This window comes from Streptomyces sp. NPDC088147, assembly GCF_044741565.1.
Taxonomy (GTDB): Bacteria; Actinomycetota; Actinomycetes; order Streptomycetales; family Streptomycetaceae; genus Streptomyces.
In genome coordinates, this window is sequence record NZ_JBIUSY010000004.1 from 151,809 (window position 1) to 173,697 (window position 21,889).

The 21,889-nt window shown below is 70.7% G+C and carries 23 protein-coding genes and 1 pseudogene; 8 read left to right on the forward strand and 16 right to left on the reverse strand.

The features are described 5' to 3' along the window. Window positions 1–37: 37 nt before the first annotated feature. Both ACIOGX_RS15830 and ACIOGX_RS15835 read left to right on the forward strand, forming a co-directional pair. Complete coding sequence (locus tag ACIOGX_RS15830; RefSeq protein ID WP_401913611.1) at window positions 38–952, forward strand: hypothetical protein; 915 nt, start codon at window positions 38–40, stop codon at window positions 950–952. Further along, window positions 949–1,710: a hypothetical protein gene (locus tag ACIOGX_RS15835; protein WP_401913614.1), complete on the forward strand. Its 762-nt coding sequence runs from the start codon at window positions 949–951 to the stop codon at window positions 1,708–1,710. The genes ACIOGX_RS15830 and ACIOGX_RS15835 overlap by 4 nt, the downstream gene beginning before the upstream one ends. 72 nt (window positions 1,711–1,782) lie before the next feature. On the opposite strand, the gene ACIOGX_RS15840 is transcribed toward ACIOGX_RS15835, so the two are convergent. Together ACIOGX_RS15840 and ACIOGX_RS15845 are read right to left on the reverse strand one after the other, a co-directional pair. Further along, on the reverse strand, window positions 1,783–2,166 hold the full coding sequence (locus tag ACIOGX_RS15840) for a VOC family protein (RefSeq protein WP_401913617.1): 384 nt from the start codon (window positions 2,164–2,166) through the stop codon (window positions 1,783–1,785). A 118-nt stretch (window positions 2,167–2,284) separates the two neighbouring features. Further along, entirely contained in the window at window positions 2,285–2,848 is a 564-nt protein-coding gene (locus ACIOGX_RS15845) for a GNAT family N-acetyltransferase (protein ID WP_387013601.1), read from the reverse strand. Window positions 2,849–2,933: 85 nt separating this feature from the next. On the opposite strand from ACIOGX_RS15845, the gene ACIOGX_RS15850 reads away from it, so the two are divergent. The 3 genes and pseudogenes from ACIOGX_RS15850 to ACIOGX_RS15860 form a co-directional block, all read left to right on the forward strand. Then, complete coding sequence (locus ACIOGX_RS15850) at window positions 2,934–3,635, forward strand: TetR/AcrR family transcriptional regulator (RefSeq protein WP_401913621.1); 702 nt, start codon at window positions 2,934–2,936, stop codon at window positions 3,633–3,635. An 82-nt stretch (window positions 3,636–3,717) separates the two neighbouring features. Further along, window positions 3,718–4,773, forward strand: coding sequence for a biotin/lipoate A/B protein ligase family protein (locus ACIOGX_RS15855; protein WP_401914216.1), 1,056 nt, complete (start codon window positions 3,718–3,720; stop codon window positions 4,771–4,773). A 65-nt stretch (window positions 4,774–4,838) separates the two neighbouring features. Then, window positions 4,839–5,165, forward strand: a pseudogene (locus ACIOGX_RS15860) (dienelactone hydrolase family protein); the annotation flags it as partial. Between the two features lie 9 nt (window positions 5,166–5,174). Here ACIOGX_RS15860 and ACIOGX_RS15865 read toward each other — a convergent pair. The 8 genes from ACIOGX_RS15865 to ACIOGX_RS15900 all read right to left on the reverse strand — a co-directional run bounded on the left by ACIOGX_RS15865 (window position 5,175) and on the right by ACIOGX_RS15900 (window position 14,169). After that, the gene (locus ACIOGX_RS15865; protein ID WP_356510190.1) at window positions 5,175–6,731 is read right to left on the reverse strand and encodes an NCS1 family nucleobase:cation symporter-1; all 1,557 of its coding nucleotides are present in this window, start codon (window positions 6,729–6,731) and stop codon (window positions 5,175–5,177) included. Window positions 6,732–6,823: 92 nt separating this feature from the next. Continuing rightward, window positions 6,824–7,825 carry a TIGR03842 family LLM class F420-dependent oxidoreductase gene (locus ACIOGX_RS15870; protein WP_356510192.1) on the reverse strand — a complete coding sequence of 334 codons (1,002 nt, stop codon included), beginning with the start codon at window positions 7,823–7,825 and terminating at the stop codon, window positions 6,824–6,826. A gap of 20 nt (window positions 7,826–7,845) precedes the next feature. Beyond that, complete coding sequence (gene hydA / locus ACIOGX_RS15875; protein ID WP_401913625.1) at window positions 7,846–9,255, reverse strand: dihydropyrimidinase; 1,410 nt, start codon at window positions 9,253–9,255, stop codon at window positions 7,846–7,848. Window positions 9,256–9,346: 91 nt separating this feature from the next. Beyond that, entirely contained in the window at window positions 9,347–10,642 is a 1,296-nt protein-coding gene (locus ACIOGX_RS15880; RefSeq protein ID WP_401913628.1) for an aspartate aminotransferase family protein, read from the reverse strand. Further along, window positions 10,639–11,481: a nitrilase-related carbon-nitrogen hydrolase gene (locus ACIOGX_RS15885; protein WP_129768134.1), complete on the reverse strand. Its 843-nt coding sequence runs from the start codon at window positions 11,479–11,481 to the stop codon at window positions 10,639–10,641. Before ACIOGX_RS15885 ends, ACIOGX_RS15880 begins: the two co-directional genes overlap by 4 nt. 253 nt (window positions 11,482–11,734) lie before the next feature. Continuing rightward, the gene (locus ACIOGX_RS15890) at window positions 11,735–13,297 is read right to left on the reverse strand and encodes a hypothetical protein (protein WP_401913631.1); all 1,563 of its coding nucleotides are present in this window, start codon (window positions 13,295–13,297) and stop codon (window positions 11,735–11,737) included. Window positions 13,298–13,443: 146 nt separating this feature from the next. Then, the gene (locus ACIOGX_RS15895) at window positions 13,444–13,830 is read right to left on the reverse strand and encodes a PPOX class F420-dependent oxidoreductase (RefSeq protein WP_401913634.1); all 387 of its coding nucleotides are present in this window, start codon (window positions 13,828–13,830) and stop codon (window positions 13,444–13,446) included. A gap of 87 nt (window positions 13,831–13,917) precedes the next feature. Then, window positions 13,918–14,169 (reverse strand): helix-turn-helix domain-containing protein, encoded by a 252-nt coding sequence (locus tag ACIOGX_RS15900; RefSeq protein ID WP_129768137.1) that lies wholly within the window; start codon window positions 14,167–14,169, stop codon window positions 13,918–13,920. A 65-nt stretch (window positions 14,170–14,234) separates the two neighbouring features. Here ACIOGX_RS15900 and map point away from each other — a divergent pair, with 65 nt between their 5' ends. Next, entirely contained in the window at window positions 14,235–15,002 is a 768-nt protein-coding gene (gene map / locus ACIOGX_RS15905; protein ID WP_356510202.1) for a type I methionyl aminopeptidase, read from the forward strand. 147 nt (window positions 15,003–15,149) lie between these two features. Here map and ggt read toward each other — a convergent pair whose 3' ends face one another. After that, window positions 15,150–17,000, reverse strand: a complete 1,851-nt coding sequence (gene ggt, locus ACIOGX_RS15910; RefSeq protein ID WP_401913638.1) for a gamma-glutamyltransferase — start codon at window positions 16,998–17,000, stop codon at window positions 15,150–15,152. Window positions 17,001–17,105: 105 nt separating this feature from the next. Between ggt and ACIOGX_RS15915 the strand changes: the two genes are divergently transcribed. Then, complete coding sequence (locus ACIOGX_RS15915; protein WP_356510206.1) at window positions 17,106–17,828, forward strand: hypothetical protein; 723 nt, start codon at window positions 17,106–17,108, stop codon at window positions 17,826–17,828. After that, window positions 17,825–17,986 carry a hypothetical protein gene (locus ACIOGX_RS15920; protein ID WP_356510208.1) on the forward strand — a complete coding sequence of 54 codons (162 nt, stop codon included), beginning with the start codon at window positions 17,825–17,827 and terminating at the stop codon, window positions 17,984–17,986. Before ACIOGX_RS15915 ends, ACIOGX_RS15920 begins: the two co-directional genes overlap by 4 nt. Window positions 17,987–18,022: 36 nt before the next feature. On the opposite strand, the gene ACIOGX_RS15925 is transcribed toward ACIOGX_RS15920, so the two are convergent. The 5 genes from ACIOGX_RS15925 to ACIOGX_RS15945 form a co-directional block, all read right to left on the reverse strand. Then, the gene (locus ACIOGX_RS15925; protein ID WP_356510210.1) at window positions 18,023–18,934 is read right to left on the reverse strand and encodes an amino acid ABC transporter permease; all 912 of its coding nucleotides are present in this window, start codon (window positions 18,932–18,934) and stop codon (window positions 18,023–18,025) included. Further along, the gene (locus ACIOGX_RS15930; RefSeq protein WP_356510212.1) at window positions 18,931–19,575 is read right to left on the reverse strand and encodes an amino acid ABC transporter permease; all 645 of its coding nucleotides are present in this window, start codon (window positions 19,573–19,575) and stop codon (window positions 18,931–18,933) included. The genes ACIOGX_RS15925 and ACIOGX_RS15930 overlap by 4 nt, the downstream gene beginning before the upstream one ends. 10 nt (window positions 19,576–19,585) lie before the next feature. After that, window positions 19,586–20,524, reverse strand: a complete 939-nt coding sequence (locus tag ACIOGX_RS15935) for a glutamate ABC transporter substrate-binding protein (RefSeq protein ID WP_356510214.1) — start codon at window positions 20,522–20,524, stop codon at window positions 19,586–19,588. A 13-nt stretch (window positions 20,525–20,537) separates the two neighbouring features. Then, window positions 20,538–21,281, reverse strand: a complete 744-nt coding sequence (locus ACIOGX_RS15940; protein WP_356510216.1) for an amino acid ABC transporter ATP-binding protein — start codon at window positions 21,279–21,281, stop codon at window positions 20,538–20,540. 123 nt (window positions 21,282–21,404) lie between these two features. After that, window positions 21,405–21,845, reverse strand: coding sequence for a DUF6278 family protein (locus ACIOGX_RS15945; RefSeq protein WP_356510218.1), 441 nt, complete (start codon window positions 21,843–21,845; stop codon window positions 21,405–21,407). Window positions 21,846–21,889 lie beyond the last annotated feature (44 nt).

The window sequence follows — 21,889 nt, forward strand, 5'->3', positions numbered from 1 at the left end:
CCCTGCGCGTGCCTGCCCGTCGTGCTGTACTGGCCAGATGAAGCGCAAGCACACGCGGGCGTCCGCGCCCCGCGCTGAGCAGCCCGGCGAGGTGGCTTCTTCCGATACCGTCAGCGCCGAGCGGGCCGACGAGGTGCGCGCCAGGGTGCGGCTCATGATAGAGATCACCGCGCGGGCCGGATCGTACCGGAAAGGCCTGGTCAAGGCCGCCGAACGCCTCAGCCCGGAGGAAGCGGTGATCCTCGACGATCTGGAACGGCACGGGCTACAGGTACCGCAGTTGCGCGACGTGCTGCGCGGCGGGCATGTGCTGGTGGACGATCCGCGGCTGTACGAGCGCTGGCGGTTCGCCAAGGGCAGCCATCCGCGGATCTCCAGCCACCACCGCGACATCGACAAGACGCTCTACCCCGACATCGGGATGCGCGGACAGGTCGTACGGGAGAAACTGCACGGCCGCACGGCACAGGGCACCTGGGTGCAACTGGAGAAGACCCCGGCCGCGTTCGGCGGGTCCAAGCTGCCTCGTCCGAGCGACGTGCGGCATCTGATGGACTACGTGGTGTACAAGTTCACCAACAGCAACGTCGGGCCCTGGGGTCTGTCGCGGATGACCGAACGGCGCCCGCTGTACCTCTCGCCGGTTCTGGCGATGCCCACATCCCTGACACCGCCGATCGCGCGGTCTCTGACCCAGGCGCTGCGCCGGATCGAGGCGAACGACGACGTCACGGCCGTGTCCCAGGAACTCGCGGCCCGTTTCCCGCCACCGGACCGGCCGGATCTGGCCGGCGAGCTGGGCCAGGCGCTGTCCGGCAGGGCCGGCCGGGGCTTGTTCGGCAACTCCGACGTGTGGGTGACGCAGACCCCGTCCCGTACCGCCGCCGCGGTTCTCCGTGAGAGTCGCGAGGCGCCACCTGCGGGCGGCCGGCCGGCAGGAGGTTCGTCATGAGCGATGATCAACGCGGCACTTCTCCGGCGTCATCGCCGGAGCCGGGCGAGGCGTCCGTTCCCCAGGGGCTGGTCTCGGCCGTGGTGAATCTGGTGAACACCGGGCCGGTGCTGCTCGGTGCGTACACCATCGCCGAACTCACCGCCGTGGACGCGATCGTGGACTTCCTGGAGGCCCGGCCGTCGGACGAAGAACTCGCCGAGGCCGTCCGCTCGCTGGCCGCACGCCAACTGCTCCTGGCGGGCTCCTCGTCCGAGGAGGTCCAGGTACGGGGAGACCTCGGTATCGCCGTGGCGTTCCAGCAGCGGGCCAGGAAGGTGCTCGACGCCCGTACGACCGGGACGAGTCCGGGCGAGCCGTGGCGGATCCTGCTGCTCCCCCAGCCCGAGCGGATCTGCCTGATGGTCCGCATCGACGCGCTCGGCGTCCACCAGATCGGGCTGTACAAGCTCGACGAGGCGCTCCGTACGCTCACCGACTGGCTGCCCCGGGGCCCGTCGGCGGATGCCGATCCGTCGATGGACGCCGATGCCGTGCTCACCGGGTCGGAGCGTTCCGCGCTGGTCACCGTCACCCAGTACAGCGTGCGGGGTTCGGCCGAGACGGCGGGCACCAGTACCGACCTGATCCTGGCCCGTAACGAGGGGCGGCTGCACGTCCTTTCCCGGGACCCGCGGCACCGGGACGGGCTGGTCCCGGCCCCGTCGGGCGGCAGGGACGGTGTCCGCGACAGGCTGGTGGACCTGCTGGCCGCGTGAGGGCTCCCGGCACGTGAGGGCTTCCGGCGCCCCACCGCGGGCGTGCGCCGGGGTGGGCGTGCGCCAGAGTGGTCAGACGGGCTTGATCCGGGCCCGCAGCAGGCAGAATTCGTTGCCTTCCGGGTCGGCCAGGACGTGCCAGCTCTCGGTGCCGGTCTGACCGATGTCGACGGGCCTGGCGCCGAGAGCGAGCAGCCGCTCCAACTCGGCGTCCTGGTCGCGGTCGGTGGCGCTGACGTCGATGTGCAGGGGGAGCTTCCCGGTCCGCGGCGCGCTGCTGGGGCTGAGGACGAGGGTGGGCAGCGGACCGCCGAAGCCGGCGCCGGGCGGCCCGATCTCGATGCTTCCGTCGTCCTCCCGGCCGAGTTCGACGTAGCCGAGGACCCCGCTCCAGAACGCGGCGAGCCGATCGGGGTCGGCGACGTCGATGACCAGCTCACTGATACGGCATGCCATGCCCGTCAGTGTACGGAGGCGGCGTGAGGGGGTCGATGTACGGAGGCCGGCTTTGAGGGGGGCGATCGTCGGCCGCGCGCCGGAGTCGCCCGGCCCGCTCCGGTCAGGTCAGGTCAGGTCAGGTCAGGTCAGGTTCCGCGGGCACGGGCCACTCGTCCGCGAGGATCGACCAGACCTCGCTGTCGTGGCGGACACCGCGGTACGGATAGCACTGCCGGAGCACTCCGTCCCGGGTCATCCCGAGCCGGCGCGCGGTCCGGATGCTGCGGGTGTTGCCCGCCGAGGCCCACCATTCGACCCGGCTCATCCCGCGCTCCCGGAACGCCCAGTCGATGCACACGCGGGACGCCCTGGTGATCAGGCCGCGCCCCTCGGCGGCGGCCTCCAGCCAGCAGCCGAGCTCGCACACTCCGGAGGCGGCGTCGAACGTGCGGAACATGACGCCGCCGACCAGTGTGCCGTCCAGCCAGATGCCGAAGATCCGTGCCGTGTCCTTGGCCTGGTTGTCGGCGTAGCGCTGGAGGACGGCCGTGGCCGAGGGCAGGTCGGTGCTGAGTGTCGCCCAGGGGATCCAGGGGTCCACGGTGGGTCTGGCGCGGTCGATATGGGCCAGGAACTCCGGCGCCTGCCAGGGTTCGAGGGGGCGGAGCTGGGCGTCGTCACCCAGGGCGAGCGCGAACACGGGGGATCTCTTTCCTATGAGGTACACGAAGCCTGTGAGGCACATGAGAGGTACGTAACGAGCGTTCGGTATGTAAGGTAGCAGCATGCCGCCAGCACGAGGAGACCGTGACGCCCGCCGCGAGGACGTATCGGAGGCGGTGTGGCGGACACTCGCCGACAAGGGGTTCGGCGGACTGACCCTGCGCGCCGTGGCCGCCACGATGGGCGTCTCGACCGGGATGCTCATGCACTACTTCCCGACCAAGCGCGCGCTGGTCGTCCACGCCCTGGACGTGCTGGAGCGGCGGACCGCGGACCGTCCCCGGCGCGACCGCCCCGCCGAGGGCCTGGCGGCCCTGCGCGCGACGCTGCTGGACATCCTCCCGCTGACCCCCGACGACACCGTCCGCAACCGCGTCTGGGTCAGCTCCTGGGACCTCGCGCTCGCCGACGGGGAACTGGGCGCGGACCAGGCCGGCCGCTACGCACGTATGCGTTCCGCGATCCGCCCGCACTTGGAGGCCGCCCGGCGCCTGGGCGAACTGCCCGGGAGCGCGGACACGGACCAACTCGCCGCCACCGCCGTCGCGTTCACGCACGGTCTCGTCGTCCAGGCCCTCTTCGACCCCGAACGGTTCTCCGTGACCGTACAGACGTCGATGGTCGACGGTTTCCTCCGGTCCCTCGCGGCCGACGGCCCTCCCGCCGAGGACGGCGCGCGTACGCGGGACGCCGCGGCGCGTACGCCGGACGCCGCGGCGCGTACGCCGGACGCCGCGGCGCGTACGCCGGACGCCGCGGAATGAACCGCCCCGGCACGGACGTTGCGCTGAGCGGTACACGCCCCGGTCCACGGACGGGCCGGCGGCCGGATCTGGAGGCATGACCGTGCACGGTGAGTACAAGGTCCCCGGCGGCAAGCTCGTCGTGGTCGATCTCGACACGGAGGACGGACTGCTGCGCCATGTCCGGGTCGCCGGGGACTTCTTCCTGGAGCCCGACGACGCGATCGAGTCGATCGACCGCACGCTGGAGGGCGCCCCGGCCGACACCGACGCCGCCGGGCTCGCCGCCCGTATCGAGGCGGCGCTGCCGCCCGGCACCGTGATGTACGGGCTCAGCACCGAGGGCGTCGCCATCGCCGTACGCCGCGCGCTGGCGCGCGCCACCGACTGGACGGACTACGACTGGCAGCTGATCCACTCGGCGCCGGAGTCCCCCGCCCTCCATATGGCACTCGACGAGGTCATCACCACCGAGGTCGCCGCCGGACTGCGCCCGCCCACCCTGCGGGTCTGGGAGTGGGCGGCGCCCGCCGTGGTGATCGGCAGCTTCCAGTCACTGCGCAACGAGGTCGACGCCGAGGGCGCGGAACGTCACGGCATCACCGTGGTCCGCCGCATCTCCGGCGGCGGCGCGATGTTCATCGAACCGGGCAACACCATCACGTACTCCCTCTCCGTTCCCGACTCCCTCGTCAAGGGCCTTACCTTCGCCGACAGTTACGCGTATCTGGACGACTGGGTGCTCGGCGCGCTCGGCGACATGGGCATCACCGCCTGGTACCAGCCCCTCAACGACATCGCCACCGACGCCGGCAAGATCGCGGGCGCCGCGCAGAAGCGGATCGTGAGCGGTACGGGCGCGGTGCTGCACCACGTGACCATGGCGTACGACATCGACGCCGACAAGATGCTCGACGTGCTCCGCATCGGCCGCGAGAAGCTCTCCGACAAGGGCACCCGAAGCGCGAAGAAGCGCGTCGATCCGCTGCGCCGGCAGACCGGACTGCCGCGCGAGACCGTCATCGAGCGGATGATCGACTCCTTCCGCGGCCGGTACGGACTGACCACGGGCAAGGTCAGCGACGAGGAGATGGCGCGCGCCCGGGAGCTGGCCGCGACGAAGTTCTCCACCCCGGAATGGACGGCCCGCGTGCCGTAGAAGGGTCCGGACGGGCCGCCGCGGTGCGCATCGCCAGGGCGGCGCCCACGCGGTAGCCGATCACGGCGGCCCATCCGGACCAGGTGGCCGCCGTCGCCGGATTCCACCCCGGCTTCCTGGTCACCGACGCGCCGGACAGCCCGCACCGCCTCGTCTCCGCACTCACCGCCCAGGTCCACCTCGGCCTCGCCGAGAACGACATGTCGCCCGAGACGATCAGCGAGCTCAACCAGGCCCTGGACGCCGCGGGGGTCGGCTACACCACCGAGATCTACCCCGGCACCGTCCACGGCTACACCATGTCCGACACCGACGCCTTCGACGCCGCCGCACTGCGGCGCCATTGGGACCGCCTGCTCCCCCTCCTCGACCGCACCCTGGCCACGCCCTAGCCGGAGTCCTCAGACCCCCGCCCGCCCCGCCGAGCGCGGCAGCATCAGCGCCACGTACAACGCCAGCGATACCACCAGACCCACCGCCCACCCGTAGTCCGCGAGCGGCTTGAGGAAGGGGATCAGTCCGTCCTCGGGGAACGGGCCCTTCCCCGGGGCCGAGTGGGAGCCGCCCACGGCCAGGACGCCGCCGGCGACGAAGGCGAGGACCGCCCGTGGGTTCCAGCCGTTGCGGTACCAGTAACGGCCTCCCGGACGGTACAGATCGGCCAGGTCGAGGACGGTGCGGCGGATGATCCAGTAGTCCGCGATCAGGATGCCCGCGACCGTACCGAGCAGACCGCCCACCAGACCGAGCCAGGTGAAGATGTACAGCTCGGGGGTGGCGGTGAGCTTCCACGGCATGATGACGACCCCGACCACACCCGTGATCAGCGCGCCCGTACGGAAGTTGATGAGCTTCGGCGCGAGATTGGCGAGGTCGTAGGCGGGCGAGACGACATTGGCGGCGATGTTCACGGAGATCGTCGCGATCAGCACGGTCACCAGCGCGAAGAGCAGGCCGAAGACGTTGTCGGTCTTCGCGGCCAGCTCGACCGGGTCCCAGACGGCCGCCCCGTACACCGCCTGTGAGCCGGAGGTGACGAAGACCGAGAGCAGCGCGAAGAGGGTCATGGTCGTGGGCAGGCCGAGCGACTGGCCCCAGATCTGGGCGCGTTGGCCCGCGCCGAAGCGGGTGAAGTCGGGGATGTTCAGGGACAGCGTGGCCCAGAAGGCGATCATCCCCATCAGGGACGGGAAGAAGACCGGCCAGAAGTCGGCGCCCCAGCCCAGCTCGGACGGCTGGTCGAGCAGCGGTCCGAGGCCGCCCGCTTTGACGGTGATCCAGACCAGCAGCACCAGCGCGCCGACGATCACGAAGGGCGCCGCCCAGTTCTCGAAGCGCCGCAGGGTGTCCATCCCCCGGTAGATGATGGCGAGTTCGAGCGCCCAGAAGAGGACGAAGCAGAGCCAGAGGGTCCACGGCTGGCCGCCGATCGTCGACGCCTCCGCCCAGCCGCCGAAGATCTTGCCGAGCAGGACGAAGATGCCCTGGCCACCGATCCAGGTCTGGATCCCGAACCACGCGCAGGCGACGCCCGCCCTGATCAGCGCGGGCAGATTCGCGCCGCGCAGCCCGAACGAGGCGCGCGCGAGGACCGGGAAGGGGATGCCGTACTTCGGCCCCGCGTGCCCGGTGAGCAGCATCGGGAACAGCACGATCACATTGGCCAGCGCGATCGTGAAGACCGCCTGTTTCCAGTCCATGCCGAGCGTGACCAGCCCGGAGGCGAGCAGCCAGGACGGGATGTTGTGCGCCATCCCGACCCACAGGGCGGCGAAGTTGTACGTCGTCCAGCGACGGCGGGCCACCGGTACGGGCAGCAGATCCGCGTTGGCGAAGCGGCTGTCGTCGGGGACCACTCCGGGCGGGAGTTCGACGCGGCCCTGGGGATCGGTCCGCGCGGTGGCTATCGGTTCTCCGGAGCCGGGGTCCGGGCCGGCGGGCTGTGCGGTCGAGGTCATGGCGGTGGGACCCTTCGTTCGAGAGCGGGATTCGGGGACGTCGAACGAGGCCGTGCGGGCGGGGGTGGACCGGAGGAGCGCGGTCGCGCGGATCAGTCCCGGAGCGCGGGGATGATCTCGGCGCCGTACGCGTCGATCGTCGCTTCCTTCGCGTCATGCATGTCGTAGACGGCGAACTGGTCGACGCCCAGGTCGCGCAGCGCCCTCAGCTTCTCGATATGCGCCTCGGCCGGCCCCAGCAGACAGAACCGGTCCACGATCTCGTCGGGCACGAAGTCCGTGGACGGGTTCCCGGCCCGGCCGTGGTGGCTGTAGTCGTACCCCTCGCGCCGCTTGATGTAGTCGGTCAGCGCGTCGGGCACCAGCCCGGAGTGCTCTCCGTACCGGCTCACCAGATCGGCCACATGATTGCCGACCATGCCGCCGAACCACCGGCACTGCTCGCGCGCGTGCGCGATGTCGTCGCTCACGTACGCGGGCGCGGCGACGCAGATCGTGACGGAGTCCGGGTCGCGTCCGGCGTCGGACGCCGCCGTACGGACCGCCTTGACCATCCACTCGGTGAGGAACGGGTCGGCGAGCTGGAGGATGAAGCCGTCCGCCTTCTCCCCCGCCATGGCCAGCGCCTTGGGTCCGTACGCCGCCATCCACACCGGCAGCTTCCCGTCACGCACCCAGGGCAGCCGCAGCGGGCGGCCGTCGACCACGGCCTCGCGCCCCTCCCCGAGATCGCGGATGACGTCGATGGCCTCGCCGAGCCGGGCCAGTGTGTTGGGTTTGCGGCCCACGACCCGCATCGCGGAGTCGCCGCGCCCGATGCCGCACACGGTGCGGTTGCCGTACATCTCGTTGAGCGTGGCGAACGTGGAGGCGGTCACCTCCCAGGTCCTGGTGCCCGGATTGGTCACCATCGGGCCGACGGTCAGTGTGGTGGTGTGCTCCAGGATGCGGCTGTAGATGACGAACGGCTCCTGCCAGAGCACGGCCGAGTCAAAGGTCCAGCCGTACGTGAAGCCGTTGCGTTCCGCGCGCCGCATGAGGCCGACGACCGCCGACGCGGGCGGGTCGGTCTGGAGGACGAGTCCGAAGTCCATGGCCTGGTCACTCCTAGGTCTCAGGTGAGGTACTGGCAGAGGGAGCGGGGGGTGTACTGCCCGTGTCCCGCCCGTCCGGTGAACTGCCGTTTGTCGATGACGAGTTCACCGCGCGAGAGGACCGTCTCGACCTGTCCGGTGATCCGCTTGCCCTCGTACGCGGAGTAGTCCACGTCCATGTGATGGGTCTCGGCGGAGACGGTCTGCTCGGTGTGCGGGTCATAGATGACGACATCGGCGTCGGCGCCCGGCGCGATGGTGCCCTTGCGCGGATAGAGGCCGAACATCCTGGCCGGGGAGGCGCAGGCGATCTCGATCCAGCGGCGGCGGGTCAGCTTCCCCTCGACGACGGCCTGATGGAGCAGATCCATCCGGTTCTCCACCCCCGGCAGCCCGTTGGGGATCTTCGAGAAGTCGCCGCGGCCCATCTCCTTCTGGCCCACGAAACAGAACGGGCAGTGGTCGGTGGAGACCACCTGGAGATCGTTGGTACGCAGTCCGCGCCAGAGCGCGGCCTGGTGCTCCTTGGGCCGGAGCGGCGTGGAACAGACGTACTTGGAGCCCTCGAAGTCCGGCTCGGCGAGGTTGTCGGTGGACAGGAAGAGGTACTGCGGACAGGTCTCGCCGAAGACGGGCAGCCCCTTGTCGCGGGCGGCGGCGAGTTCGGCGACGGCTTCCTCCGCCGAGACGTGCACGACGTACAACGGCGCCTCGGCGACCCGCGCGAGCTGGATCGCCCGGTGGGTGGCCTCGGCCTCCAGCAGGACCTTCCGTACCTCGCCGTGGTAGCGCGGGTCGGTGCGTCCGGCGGCCAGGGCCTGTTCGACGAGGACGTCGATCGCGATGCCGTTCTCGGCGTGCATCATGATCAGCCCGCCGTTGTGCGCGGCGCGCTGCATGGCCCGCAGGATCTGGCCGTCGTCGCTGTAGAAGACACCGGGATAGGCCATGAAGAGCTTGAAGGAGGTGACGCCCTCCTGGACCAGGAGGTCCATCTCCTTCAGGGAACTCTCGTTGACGTCGGCCATGATCATGTGGAACGCGTAGTCGATGGCGCAGTTGCCGTCGGCCTTGGCGTACCAGGCGTCGAGTCCGGCGCGCAGTGCCTGTCCCGGCGACTGGATGGCGAAGTCCACGATGGTGGTCGTGCCGCCCCAGGCCGCCGCCCGGGTACCGCTCTCGAAGGTGTCGGCGGCGAAGGTGCCGCCGAACGGCATCTCCATGTGCGTATGGGCGTCGACCCCGCCCGGGATGACGTACTTGCCGGTGGCGTCGATCGTCCGGCCGGCGGTCCAGCCCTCGGCCACGTCGGACCCGTGCGCGGCGAGGGCGACGATCCGGCCTTCCTCGATCAGGACGTCGGCGTGGATCTCGTCGGCGGCGGTGATGACGAGTCCGCCGCGGATCAGGGTGCGGGTACTGCTGCTCATGCTGGTGGCGCTCCCTTTCGTACGGTCGGCCTGGTGCGGTCCGGGCCGGGCCGTCGAGGCCCGGCCGGCGAATCGGTCCGTCAGGGCCCGACTACGCCCCGCGCAGGGCCTGTTCGAGGATCGCGGCGCCCTCTTCCGCCTCGGCGACGGTCAGCGAGAGCGGTGGGGCGATCCGCAGCACGCTGGTGTTGTGGCCACCGCCCTTGCCGATCAGCAGACCGCCCTCGCGGGCCGCTTCGAGCACGGCCGACGCCGTCTCGGGGGCCGCCTGGCCGGTGCTGGGCTTGATCAGCTCGATGCCGATCATCAGCCCGCGTCCGCGTACCTCGCGTACGGAGTCGATCCCTGCCCCGATGGCCCGCAGCCGCTCGATGAGCAGTCCGCCGACGCGGCGGGCGTTGCCCTGGAGGTCGTGCTCCAGCAGATACGAGAGGTTGGCGAGTCCGGCCGCCATGGTGACGGGGCTGCCGCCGAAGGTCGAAATCGAGTTGGCGTCCAGGCAGTTCATGATGTCGGCGCGGGCGACGACACCGCCGATGGACATGCCGTTGCCGATGCCCTTGGCGAAGGTGAGGATGTCCGGCGAGCCGTTCTCACCGTGTGCCTGCCAGCCCCAGAAGTGCTCGCCGGTACGGCCCCAGCCGGTCTGCACCTCGTCGCTGATCCACAGGATGCCGTGCCGGCCGAGGACTTCGCGGAACGCGGCGTACAGCCCGTCCGGCGGGGCGGTGAACCCGCCGACGCCCTGCACCGGTTCGGCGATCAGCGCGGCGGGCGTGCGGGTGTGGCCGAGCAGATCCTCCAGATCGGCCACGCACGCCTCGATGAACCGCTCGTCGGTGAGCCCGGCGTACGGCCCCCGGTTGCGGACGCCGCCGTGCACGTACAGCGTCTGGAGCGGCGAGAGGCCGGTCGGCGACCAGCCGCGGTTGCCGGTGATGGACACGGTGGAGAAGGACCGGCCGTGGTAGCTGTTGCGCATCGCCAGGATCTGGTGGGAGCCGCGGTACGCGGTCGCCAGCATCAGCGCCGTGTCATTGGCCTCGGTGCCCGAGGTGGTGAAGAAGACCCGGGCGTCCGGGATGCCGGACAGGGCGGCGATCCGTTCGGCGAGTTCGACCATCGGACGGTTGAGATAGAGCGTGGAGGAGTGGATGATCCGCCCGGCCTGCTCGCTCACCGCCTTGGTGACCTCGGGGAGCGCGTGGGCGGTCATGGTGGTGAGGATGCCGCCGAAGAAGTCGAGATAGCGGTTGCCCGCCGCGTCCCAGACATGGCGGCCCTCGCCGTGGGTGATCTCGATGGGCTCGTCGTAGTAGAGCGCGAGCCAGTCGGGGAGCACGGCGCGGTGGCGGCCGTACAGATCGTTCGCGAGTGGACGGGTCACGGCCGCACCAGCCCCTCGTACGCGTCGGGGCGGCGGTCCCGGTAGAACGCCCACTGCTGGCGCACCTCGTCGATCAGGCCGAAGTCCAGGTCCCGTACGACCAGTTCCTCCGCCTTGTCGCTCGCGGGCTCGCCGACGAACTGGCCGCGCGGGTCGACGAAGTAGCTCGTCCCGTAGAAGTCGTTGTCGCCGTACTCCTCCTGGCCGACGCGGTTGATCGCGGCGACGAAGTACTCGTTGGCGACGGCGGCGGCCGGCTGCTCCAGCTGCCAGAGGTAGCTGGAGAGACCGCGGGAGGTGGCGGAGGGGTTGTAGACCAGCTGCGCGCCGTTCAGTCCCAGCTGGCGCCAGCCCTCGGGGAAGTGCCGGTCGTAGCAGATATAGACACCGACCTTGCCGACCGCCGTGTCGAAGACGGGCCAGCCGGCGTTTCCCGGCTTGAAGTAGTACTTCTCCCAGAACCCCTTGACCTGCGGGATGTGGTGCTTGCGGTACTTGCCGAGGTACGAGCCGTCGGCGTCGATGACCGCCGCGGTGTTGTAGTAGAACCCGGACTGCTCGACTTCGAAGACCGGGACGACGATCACCATGCCGGTCTCGCGGGCGAGCTCCCGCATCCTGGTGACGGTCGGGCCGTCGGGGACGGGTTCGGCCCACCGGTAGTGCTCAGGCTCCTGCACCTGGCAGAAGTAGGGCGCGTTGAAGACTTCCTGGAACCCGATGACCTTCGCGCCTTGCAGGGCAGCCTCGCGGGCGTGCTCCTCATGCTTGGCGATCATGGATTCGGTATCGCCCGTCCAGGTCGCCTGGACGAGTGCGGCGCGTACGACTCTGGCCACGAGCTGCTCCTTCGGCGGGTGCGTCGATGAGCTCTACGCACGTAGATTCGATGCGTAGGAGGAGAACGTAAGCCCCGTCTCACACTGGGGCAAGACCATCGCCGTTAACCCGCAGAGTCGATCAAGTTTCACACCCGAGCGGTCGACATTGGGCAAGATGCATCAAATCCATCACCTCCCGGGCGGTCCCGATCACGCCCGGGGACGGCCCCGATCGCCTCCGCGACCGGCCGCCGATCACCTCGGGAGCCGGTCAGGTGCTGACGATCCCGGCCACCCGCAGGGCGTGTACGAGATCGCGCTCACGGGCCACCGAGACCGCGCGGGCGGCGTCGATCAGCTGGGGAACCAGCCGGCGCGGGTCGGGCGCGGCGATGAGCACCGCGTCCTCGGGCGTACGGGCCTGGACGAAGGCGCTGAGCAGCGCGTGCGCTTCGTGTGCGCGGCCCGCTTCGCCGAGGGCGAGTACGGCGTCGCTGATCTCCCCGGCGGGACGGGAGACGCCCTGGCGCAGCAGCTGTCCGCAGTCGCCGTCCCGGCCCGCCGCGGCGAGCGCCCCGGCCGCCGCGGCGAGCCGCGCGGGCGGCAGGAAGGCCGCTTCCCACAGCAGCTCGGCCCAGTCGGCGCCGAGCCCGGCGCGGTGCAGTTCGGCGGCGAGCAGCGGGAACTGCTCGGGGGGCCTTCCGGCGGCTTCGCAGAGGACGACATGTGCCTCGCCGGTCCGGCCGTCGGCGCGCAGCCGGACGAGCGTGGCGACCGTCTCGGCGGCGGCCCGCAGATCCTCGGCGGAGTGCCGGGGCGCGGGCGGGGCGACGGGCGCGGCGGGCACGCCGCCGAAGCGGGCGCCGCGCGGGGAGGCGGGGGCGGACGGCGGCGGGGCGGGCAACGCGGGCGCGGACACCGGCTCGTCGAGGTCGTCGACTTCGAGCCCGGCGAAACGGGCGCCACGAGGCTTGCGCCGGGGCGCGGGCGCGCGTTTCTTCTTCCCTTCGGGCTTCCCGTCGGGCTTCTCTTCGGGCTCCGGCGCCCCCTGGGGGGCGGTGGAGGTGGGTTGAGCGGCGGATGCGGGGGCCTCGGGCGCCGGTTCGGAGCCGGGCCGGCCCCGGTCTGCCCAGTGCGGAAACTCCCTCTCCCCGGCATTATTTGACGCAGCGTCAGTAGACGCGGCGGCAGTCGGCGCGACGTCGGTCCGCCCGTCCGGTATCCCGCCGGACGGCTCGGCGCCGGGCCGGTCGAAGACCGAGGGCTCCTCCGCGCGGAACCAGCCTTCCGGGGCCGGCGGGCGCGCGGGCCTGGCGGCGCGGGCCGGGGGCTCCAACGACGCCAGCCGGGTGCGGAGTTCGACGCAGCGGGCGGAGGCGCGGGCATGGTCGTCGCGGATCCAGGCGAGGTCGTGGGAGAGCTGTTCGGCCCGGGGCGAACGCTCCGGGGTGGTACCGAGCAGCCGGATCAGCTCCTCGGCCCGGCCCGCCGCGTGCGCCTGTTCGCGCACCATCAGCCGCAGCCGGTCGGACAACGCCTCGGAACCGCCGGGGCGCCGGTCGTGCGCGGCGGCGGACGCGGCGTGGAGCAGGCCGGCCCGCTCGGTCTCGGCCGCCACCACCCGGTCGTCACGTCCGGCGGCGAAGTCCTGGAGCAGCGATTCCACCACGTCCCAGGGCGGCACCTCGGTGCCGTCGAAGCAGGCGCGCAGACCATCGGGGTCACGGTGGCGGAAGACTCCGTACCAGCCGCCCTCCGGATCGAGGAGGGACGTCAGATCCCTTAAATACCGCGCGAACGCCCCGATTTCCGCTGGAAGTTGATGCACCGCCATCGCCGGCCCCGTCCCTGCCCCGCCGTGCTCCGCCGAAGGGAGCCCTCCGGTCCGCTGGCATTCGACCTCAGCCGTGTTACAGGGCGGCTACGGACAGTTTTCCGGGACGGTTCGGTGACCTCACCGCGGCGCGGGGGCGGCCGGAGTCAGAAGGTGACGACGATCCCGGTGTGCGGCTGCTTGCCGCGCCGTGCGACCCTGGCCGGCCAGGAAACCAGCCAGAACTGCCAGGTGTACTTGCGGGCGAGCAGCTTACGGATCCGGTCCAGCGCCGCCGTCTCCTCGACCAGCCGCGCCGTGCCCTCGGCGCTCGGCGCGCCCTGGGCGATCCGCCCGCGCACATCACACGCCGTCACCACGACTGTGCCGTTGTTGCGGATCCGCTTCACTTTCCAGGCGTCGGACCTGGTCCAGACGACCAGTTCGCCGTCCGCCACCGCGTGCCAGACGGGGGTGGCGACCGCCGTACCGTCCTTGCGGTAGGTGGTGAGGCTGACATAGCGGCTGCGGCCGAGTGCGTCGAGGGTGGTCACGGGCGGGAGACTACGCGGTCCCCGCCGTCCTCGACAGCCCTGACCACCCGCGATCGCGGAAGAGACCGGACCGGGACCGGACCGGAATCAGACCGGCACCAGCACGCAGCTCGCGGCGATCTCGTCCATCGACAGCCCCAGCGCCCCGGCCAGCGCCGCCACGGTGAAGAAGGCGGGCGTCGGCGCCCGGCCGGTCTCGATCTTGCGCAGGGTCTCGGCGGAGAGTCCGGCGACGGCGGCGATCTCCACCATGCTGCGCGCGCCACGCGCCTCACGGAGCAGCCGGCCGAGCCGCTCGCCGCGTTCGCGCTCTTGAGGGGTGAGAGGGCTACGTACCATCTCGTCATTCTAATACCGCCGCACAAGGGTGCCCCGAGCCCTTCGCGACCGGTATAGTTATTGGAATGGTGGAGATCAAAACCGAGGCGTCCCTGGACGCCATGCGCGCCGCGGGCCGGGTTGTCGCGCAGGCACTGACCGCGGTACGGGACGCGGCGGCCGTGGGCAGCACGCTGCGCGCCCTCGACGAGACCGCGCGCGCCGTCCTGCGCGAGGCGGGGGCCGGTTCGCCCTTCCTCGACTATCACCCCGACTGGGCGCCCACCCCCTTCCCCGCCGTCATCTGCGCCTCCGTCAACGACGCGATCGTGCACGGCATCCCCGACGGCTACCGGCTGCACGACGGCGATCTCGTCAGCATCGACTGCGGCGCGGTGCTCGACGGCTGGGTCGGCGACGCGGCGATCAGTTTCACGGTCGGCCACGCGCGCCCGGACGACGTACGGCTGATAGAGACGGCCGACAGGGCACTGGAGGCCGGTATCGCGGCGGCCGTCGTCGGCAATCGCATCGGTGACATCGCCCATGCGATCGGCCGTGTCTGCCGCGGCGCGGGCTACGGCATCCCCGACGGCTTCGGCGGCCACGGGGTGGGCCGGACGATGCACGAGGACCCGGGTGTGCCCAACGAGGGGCGGCCGGGGCGCGGCATGCCGCTGCGGCACGGCATGGTGCTGGCGATAGAGCCGATGCTGATAGGCAGCGGCACCGACCGGCACTTCACGGACCACGACGGCTGGACGATCCGCACCCTGGACTCCAGCCGCGCGTCCCACGCGGAACACACCGTCGCGATCACCGACGACGGGCCGCGGATCCTCACGGCGCTCTGAGCACACGAGCGCGAGGCCCCCGAGCGCGCGGCACCCGAGCGCGGGGGCGGGCCGGGCCGGTCAAGCCGGGCGGGACCGGTCATCCCCGGCCCCGCCCGTCCCGCCCGTCTCCGCTCGGAAGGCGTTCCGCGAGCGCCCTCGGCCGTCCTACTTGCCGTCCGGGCGCACCACCATCGCCGAGCCGCCGCCCCTGCGGACCTTCTCCGCCGCGGCCAGCCAGCGGCCGTCCGGCAGGCGCTGCACACCGGTCGCCGCGCCGATCTCCGGGTTCTGGCTGAACACATGCCCCAGCGCTTCCAGTTGCTTGCGCACGGGGCTGTTCCAGAGGCCCGGCTCCAGTTCCGTGGCCGCCGTGTTGCGCTGGCTGGCCCGGGGCGCCGCGATCGCGTCGACCAGCGGCAGACCGCGGTCCAGCCGGCCGGTCAGCGTCTGGAGCACGGTGGTGATGATGGTCGCGCCGCCCGGCGAGCCGACCGCCAGCACCGGCCGGTCATGGGAGTCCAGCACGATCGTCGGGGAGATGGACGAGCGCGGGCGCTTGCCCGGTCCCGGCAGGTTCGGGTCGTGGACGGCCGGATTCGCCGGGGCGAAGGAGAAGTCCGTCAGCTCGTTGTTGAGCAGGAAGCCCCGACCGGGCACGGTGATCGCGCTGCCGCCCGTCGACTCGATGGTCAGCGTGTAGGCGACGACGTTGCCCCACTTGTCGGCCGCCGTGAGATGCGTGGTGTTCTCGCCCTCGAAGGTGGTCGGCGCCGCCGTCCCGCCGGGCGCGCACGGCGTGGGATCGCTCGGATCACCGGGCGCCAGCGGGCTCTTGAGGACCTCGTCGTCCTTGATCAGGCAGCCGCGCGCGTCCGCGAAGCGCTGGGACAGCAGCCCCTGGGTCGGTACCTTCTCGAAGGCCGGGTCACCGACCCAGCGGCCCCGGTCCGCGAAGGCGATCCGGCTCGCCTCGATGAACCGGTGCAGATACTGCGCCTGGCTCGCCTTCGAAAGGTCCGTTCGCTCAAGGATGTTGAGCGCTTCGCCGACGCTCGTACCGCCCGAGGACGACGGCGCCATGCCGTACACGTCGAGTCCGCGGTACGAGACCTTCGTCGGCGCCTGGCGCTTCGTGCGGTAGGCGGAGAGATCGCGCGCGGTGAGATCACCGGCGCGCGCGTTGCGGCCGGAGTCCGGGGCCACGGGGGGTTTGCGTACGGTACGGACGATGTCGCGGGCCAGCTCGCCCTCGTAGAGCGAGCGGGTGCCGGTGCGCCCCAACTCCTTGTACGTACGGGCCAGATCGGGGTTCTTGAAGGTGGAGCCGACGACCGGGAGCTGTCCGCCGGGCAGGAACAGTTCGGCGGTGGCCGGGAAGTCCGCGAACCGCTCCTGGTTCGACTGGGTCTGCGCGCGGAAGGTGTCGTCGACGACGAAGCCGTCCTTCGCCAGCCGTTCGGCGGGCTTGAGCAGGTGGGAGAGCGAGCGGCTCCCCCAGGCGTCGAGCGCGGTGTTCCAGGTGGCCGGCGTCCCGGGCGTACCGACGCTCAGCCCGCTGGTCACGGCGTCCGCGAACGGGAGCGGCTTGCCGTTCTCCAGGAAGAGCGAGGTGTTGGCCGACTTCGGGGCGGTCTCGCGGCCGTCGATGGTGTGCACCGTACGGGACTTGGCGTCGTAGTAGACGAAGTAGCCACCGCCCCCGATACCGGCGGAGTACGGCTCGGTGACGCCGAGCGCGGCGGCCGTGGCCACGGCCGCGTCGACCGCGTTGCCGCCGTTCCTGAGCACCTCGATACCGGCGGCCGAGGCATCGGCGTCGACGCTCGCGACCGCTCCCCCATACCCCGTCGCCACCGGTGTCTTGGCCGGCGGACGTGTCTGTGCGCTCGCACCCGTCGCACCCGTCGCGCCCTTCGTGCCCGTCCCCGCGACCGACGGGGGCGCGCAGGCGCCCACCGAGAGCAGGGTCGCGGCAACGGCCGCCATCGACACATTCCGCACAGCGGTGCGACGCATCCGTACCTCCAGTCGAGAACCGTTCGCGCAGCGTAGCGCCGACGCCCCCGCCCCGTCAGGACCGTCTCGAACTGTGTTCGCCTCGTCCCGCTACGATGCGCGCCCATGACTGACGACATACGCACCATCGTGCTCGGCGTAGTCGCCGCCGGTATCTGCGCTTCCCTGGGCTGGCTCGCCCGTACCCATCTCTGGCGCCGCAGGCTCCGCCGCAAGCAGGCGTTCTTCGGCCTGCCGGGAAACTCCGAATGTCTGCTGGTCGTCAGTCGTGAGGCGGGCGGCGACGGCGCGGTCCACCGCTACGACGTCTCCGCGCTGCTGGAGCTGGCCGCGCTGATCAAGGACTGCGGCGCGCACGCCGAGATCGTCCAGCACGACACCGCGCGCCAGGGCTTCGGGGAGCGTACGGAATTCTGCCTGGGCGGTCCGTACGCGAATCGTCGGATGGCGGCCCATCTCGGTTCGCTGCTGCCCGGTGTGAAAGTCGACACGAGTACGGAACCCGGGCCGGACCGGGGCTCGTTCCAGATCGGCTCCGAGCGCTACCGCGCGGAGGGGGGCGTCACCGAGTACGTCCTGCTGGCGCGGCTCACCGTCGGGGAGGGGGCACGGCCCGTCTTCCTCTTCTGCGGCCAGCGGGCCATCACCAACCAGGCGGCCACCCGCTATCTGTTCCGTCACCACGAGAGGCTGGCGCGCAAGCACGGCCGCGACTCGTTCTGTCTGCTGCTGAAGGTGGTCAACTCGCTGGCGTACGGCCCCGATGTGGTGGAGCTGGTCGCGGATGTGACCCGGGCGGCCCACGAGCCGGTCCCCGCCGGTGCGTGAGCGACAGCGCGGAGGCGCCCGGCGCCGGGGCGAACGGCGCCGGGGCGAACGGCGCTTCCCAAGTGGCCCGCCCGCCGGGTGCGCTCCCCGTGGAGCACAACCCGACCGGCGCACAGCTGACCTTCTTCCCGTCCGTACGAGATCCGCACGAGAAGTGATCTCCGGCTGCCGCCGGACGGGCCACTGCCCCTGAGCTACTGCCCGCCCGGCAGCAGCGTCCCTGGGGAGGCCGGGTCGACGCCCACAGCCTCTGTTCTCGGGTTGCGCCGCTGCCGCCCGGCCAGCCAGTGGGCGAACCAGGAGAGCAGCATGCACATCCCGATGTAGATCGGTGAAATCACCATCACCACAGGGATGAACGGCAAATCGTAGTCGAGATTCGAGGCGATGAGCTTTCCGGCATGGAGGAACTCCTCATAGGTGATCAGATAGCCGAGTGATGTGTCCTTGAGAGCGACCACCAGCTGGCTGATGATCGTGGGCAGCATGGCGCGGACCGCCTGCGGCACCAGCACGTACGTCATGACCTGCGTTTTGCGCATGCCGAGGGCGTACGCCGCCTCCCGCTGACCGCGCTCCACCGAGTTGACTCCGGTACGGAACACCTCGGCGAGCACGGAGCCGTTGTAGAGCGTCAGTCCCGCCACCAGCGCGGGCAGTGCCTGCACCTTCAGCGCCACGAAGATGAAGAAGATCATCACCAGTACGGGCATGGCGCGGAAGAACTCGACCAGCGAGGTGGCCAGCCAGCGCACCGGCCGGTGCTCGGAGAGCCGGCCGCAGGCGAGGACCGCGCCGAGTACGAGCGAGAACACCGCCGCGAACGCGAAGGCCTTGAGGGTGTTGCCGAGGCCGCGCAGCAGCAGGTCCTGGATGCCCTGGTACTCGAAGGGTGTCCACTTGGTGGCGGTGAACTGGTCGGTGGCGAAGAGGAGATGGAGCAGCCAGCCGAAGAGCGCGGCGACCGCGGCCGTCGCCAGCACGCCGTACCAGCGGTGCCGCCGCTCCGTCCGGGGCCCGGGAAAGTCGTACAGCGCGGTCGAGTCGCTCCGGGACGTCTTCGTGGTCCGCGGGGGCCTGGGTGTCTTCGGGGCCGTCGAGGTCATCGGGCGACTCCCCAGTGCTTCTCCATGAAGTGGAACAGCGCGCTGATGGACAGGGTGATGATCAGATAGCCGACGGCGATCCAGACGAAGGTCCAGATGATGCTGTAGCCCATCTCGCTGAGGCTCTTGTACGTGCCGAGCAGTTCGGTGACGCTGAACGCCCCCGCGATCGCGGAGTTCTTGGCGAGGGCGATCAGGGTGGATCCGATGGGCGGGATGACCGCACGGAACGCCTGCGGCAGGACGACACCGCCCAGGGTCTGCCCGAAGGTCATCCCGAGGCTGCGGGCCGCCTCTCCCTGCCCCTTGGGCACGGTGTTGATGCCGGAGCGCAGCACCTCGCAGATGAACGCGGAGGTGTAGCAGCCGAGCGCCAGGACCGCGAAGAGCTGGAAGGGGAGGACGAGACCGAAGCGCGGCAGTCCGAGGACGACCGCGAAGAAGAGCAGCGTCAGCGGGGTGTTGCGCAGGACGGTGACCCATACGGTGCCGAGCGCCCGCAGGGCGCGGACCGGCGCGACCCGGAACGAGGCCATCACGAACCCGAGGGCCAGCGCGAGCAGTGAGGCGTAGACCGTCAGCTCGACCGTACCGAGGAAGCCCCTGCCGTAGAGCGAGAGGTTGTCGGTGAGTACGTCCATGGCTCCTGCCTCAGCTCGCCGGGTAGCGGTCGATCGGCGGGGGCGGGGTGGCCCGGCGCCCGGAGAGGCCGAGGGTCGCGTCGTACGCCTTCTGCCAGTTGCCGTTCCTCTCGTTGACCGCGAGGGCGTCGTCGAGCGCGAGACGCAGCGCGTTGTCGGCGCGCGGTACGCCGATGCCGTAGGGCTCCTTCGAGAAGGGCTTGCCGACCACCTTGAGCTCGTCGGGCACCTTGGCCGCGTAGCCCTGGAGGATCGTGTCGTCGGTGGTGACGGCGGCGACCTGGTACGTCAGCAGATTGTCCACACAGACGGAGTACGTGTCGTAGCCGACGAGTTGGATGCGCGGGTAGTCCTGCTGGATCCGCTGGTACGGGGTCGATCCCGAGGCCGAGCAGACGCGCTTGCCGTCGAGGTCCCGCGGCCCGTGGATGCCGTTCTCGTCGGTCCTCACCAGCAGGGACTGGCCGGCCATGTAGTACGGGCCGGCGAATCCGACGAGCTTCTTGCGGTTCTCGTTGATGGTGTACGTGCCGACGTAGTAGTCGATCTGCCCGTTCTGGAGGGCGGTTTCCCGGTTCGCGGAGGCGATCGTACGGAAGCGGATGGTCTTCGGATCGAAACCGAGGGACGCCGACATCATCTTGGCGATCTCGATGTCGAAGCCCGAGTAGACGCCGGTGGCCGGGTCCTTCTCCCCCATGTAGGGCTGGTCCTCCTTGGCGCCGACGATCAGATGGCCGCGCCGCTTCGCCTTGGTCCAGGTCGGTGAGCCGGGCAGCCGGAAGGCGGTGTCCACCCGGTAGTGGGGCAGCGCGTCGGCCCGCGGGCCCTTCACGGGCGGGCTGCCCGGCTTTCCGCAGCCGGCGGCGAGCGCCGCCAGCAGGGCGAGCAGGAGCGGCAGGAGCGGTGCCGTGAGCGTTCTCCCGCGCGGTGCCCGACCGGAGATCATGGACCGCACCCCCTCAGTGCTTGAGGATCTTGGAGAGGAAGTCCTTCGCCCGGTCGCTCCTCGGAGCGGTGAAGAAGTCCTCCGGGGTGCGGTCCTCGACGATGCGGCCGTCGGACATGAAGACCACGCGGTTGGCGGCGGAGCGCGCGAAGCCCATCTCATGGGTGACGACGACCATCGTCATGCCCTCACGGGCGAGCTGCCGCATGACTTCGAGCACCTCGTTGATCATCTCCGGGTCGAGCGCCGAGGTGGGTTCGTCGAAGAGCAGGACCTTGGGGTCCATGGCGAGCGCGCGGGCGATGGCGACGCGCTGCTGCTGGCCGCCGGAGAGCTGCGCGGGCAGCTTGTCGGCCTGCGGGAGAAGTCCCACCCGGTCGAGCAGCTCCCGGGAACGCCGGTCGGCGTCCTCCTTCTTGCGCTTGCGGACCTTGATCTGCGCGAGCGAGACATTGTCCAGCACGGTCCGGTGCGCGAAGAGGTTGAACGACTGGAAGACCATGCCCACTTCCGCGCGGAGCCGCGCGAGCCCGCGGCCCTCGGCCGGCAGGGGCGTTCCCTCGATGGTGATCAGGCCCGACTCGATCGTCTCCAGCCGGTTCATCGTCCGGCAGAGTGTGGACTTCCCGGAGCCGGAGGGGCCGATGACCACGACCACTTCCCCGCGGGCGACCGTCAGATCGATGTCCTGGAGCACATGCAACGGCCCGTAGTACTTGTTGACGCCCCGCAGTTCGATCAATGAATCGACGGCCATGCGCTGCCCCACCCACTCCCGGCTGTGTCGAAGTCAGCGCAAACTATCCAGCCGGACAAGGGACTTCGCGCTCGACACGCACACATGGGACATAAGCCGTATTTACTGCAAAAGAGGCCGGACTCAGGCCTCGGCGGCCTCCGCGTAGACCTGGGACAGCTCGGGCGCCCCGGTCGCCGCCCACTCCAGACCGGACTCGACGACCTGGATCTCACGCCCGGAGACGAGCCGCACCACGGGGTGCCCGCCGGGCCAGATGTGCCAGACGGCGCCGGGCACCGTACGGACGATCACCGTGCCGAGATACAGCCCCGCGTCGTTGCCCAGCCAGGGCAGTTCCTCGGGGTCGTCGCGCCAGCGCGGCGGCAGCTGGTCGAGCGCCTCCAACGAGGCCGGGGAGTCGTCCAGTTCGAGGCCGTTCTGCCCGGCGCGGGCGCGCAGCAGCTCGCACTCGGAGAGCAACTCGGCCACGCCCTCCGGGTCACCGTCGACGACGGAGGCGAGCGAGGCCCCGTCCTCGCCGCCGTGCCGCTTGCGCCAGTTGTCCAAGAAAGGGATGTTCATACCACTCAGCCTGCCATTCGCCCCGCCGGGGCACCATAGGGCGC

Coding starts and splice junctions, on each gene's coding strand:
- ACIOGX_RS15830 (WP_401913611.1), top strand. CDS start 38: ATGAAGCGCAAGCACACGCGGGCGTCCGCGCCCCGCGCTGAGCAGCCC.
- ACIOGX_RS15835 (WP_401913614.1), top strand. CDS start 949: ATGAGCGATGATCAACGCGGCACTTCTCCGGCGTCATCGCCGGAGCCG.
- ACIOGX_RS15840 (WP_401913617.1), bottom strand. CDS start 2,166: ATGGCATGCCGTATCAGTGAGCTGGTCATCGACGTCGCCGACCCCGAT.
- ACIOGX_RS15850 (WP_401913621.1), top strand. CDS start 2,934: ATGCCGCCAGCACGAGGAGACCGTGACGCCCGCCGCGAGGACGTATCG.
- ACIOGX_RS15865 (WP_356510190.1), bottom strand. CDS start 6,731: ATGACCTCGACCGCACAGCCCGCCGGCCCGGACCCCGGCTCCGGAGAA.
- ACIOGX_RS15870 (WP_356510192.1), bottom strand. CDS start 7,825: ATGGACTTCGGACTCGTCCTCCAGACCGACCCGCCCGCGTCGGCGGTC.
- hydA (WP_401913625.1), bottom strand. CDS start 9,255: ATGAGCAGCAGTACCCGCACCCTGATCCGCGGCGGACTCGTCATCACC.
- ACIOGX_RS15890 (WP_401913631.1), bottom strand. CDS start 13,297: ATGGCGGTGCATCAACTTCCAGCGGAAATCGGGGCGTTCGCGCGGTAT.
- ACIOGX_RS15900 (WP_129768137.1), bottom strand. CDS start 14,169: ATGGTACGTAGCCCTCTCACCCCTCAAGAGCGCGAACGCGGCGAGCGG.
- map (WP_356510202.1), top strand. CDS start 14,235: ATGGTGGAGATCAAAACCGAGGCGTCCCTGGACGCCATGCGCGCCGCG.
- ggt (WP_401913638.1), bottom strand. CDS start 17,000: ATGCGTCGCACCGCTGTGCGGAATGTGTCGATGGCGGCCGTTGCCGCG.
- ACIOGX_RS15915 (WP_356510206.1), top strand. CDS start 17,106: ATGACTGACGACATACGCACCATCGTGCTCGGCGTAGTCGCCGCCGGT.
- ACIOGX_RS15925 (WP_356510210.1), bottom strand. CDS start 18,934: ATGACCTCGACGGCCCCGAAGACACCCAGGCCCCCGCGGACCACGAAG.
- ACIOGX_RS15930 (WP_356510212.1), bottom strand. CDS start 19,575: ATGGACGTACTCACCGACAACCTCTCGCTCTACGGCAGGGGCTTCCTC.
- ACIOGX_RS15935 (WP_356510214.1), bottom strand. CDS start 20,524: ATGATCTCCGGTCGGGCACCGCGCGGGAGAACGCTCACGGCACCGCTC.
- ACIOGX_RS15940 (WP_356510216.1), bottom strand. CDS start 21,281: ATGGCCGTCGATTCATTGATCGAACTGCGGGGCGTCAACAAGTACTAC.
- ACIOGX_RS15945 (WP_356510218.1), bottom strand. CDS start 21,845: ATGAACATCCCTTTCTTGGACAACTGGCGCAAGCGGCACGGCGGCGAG.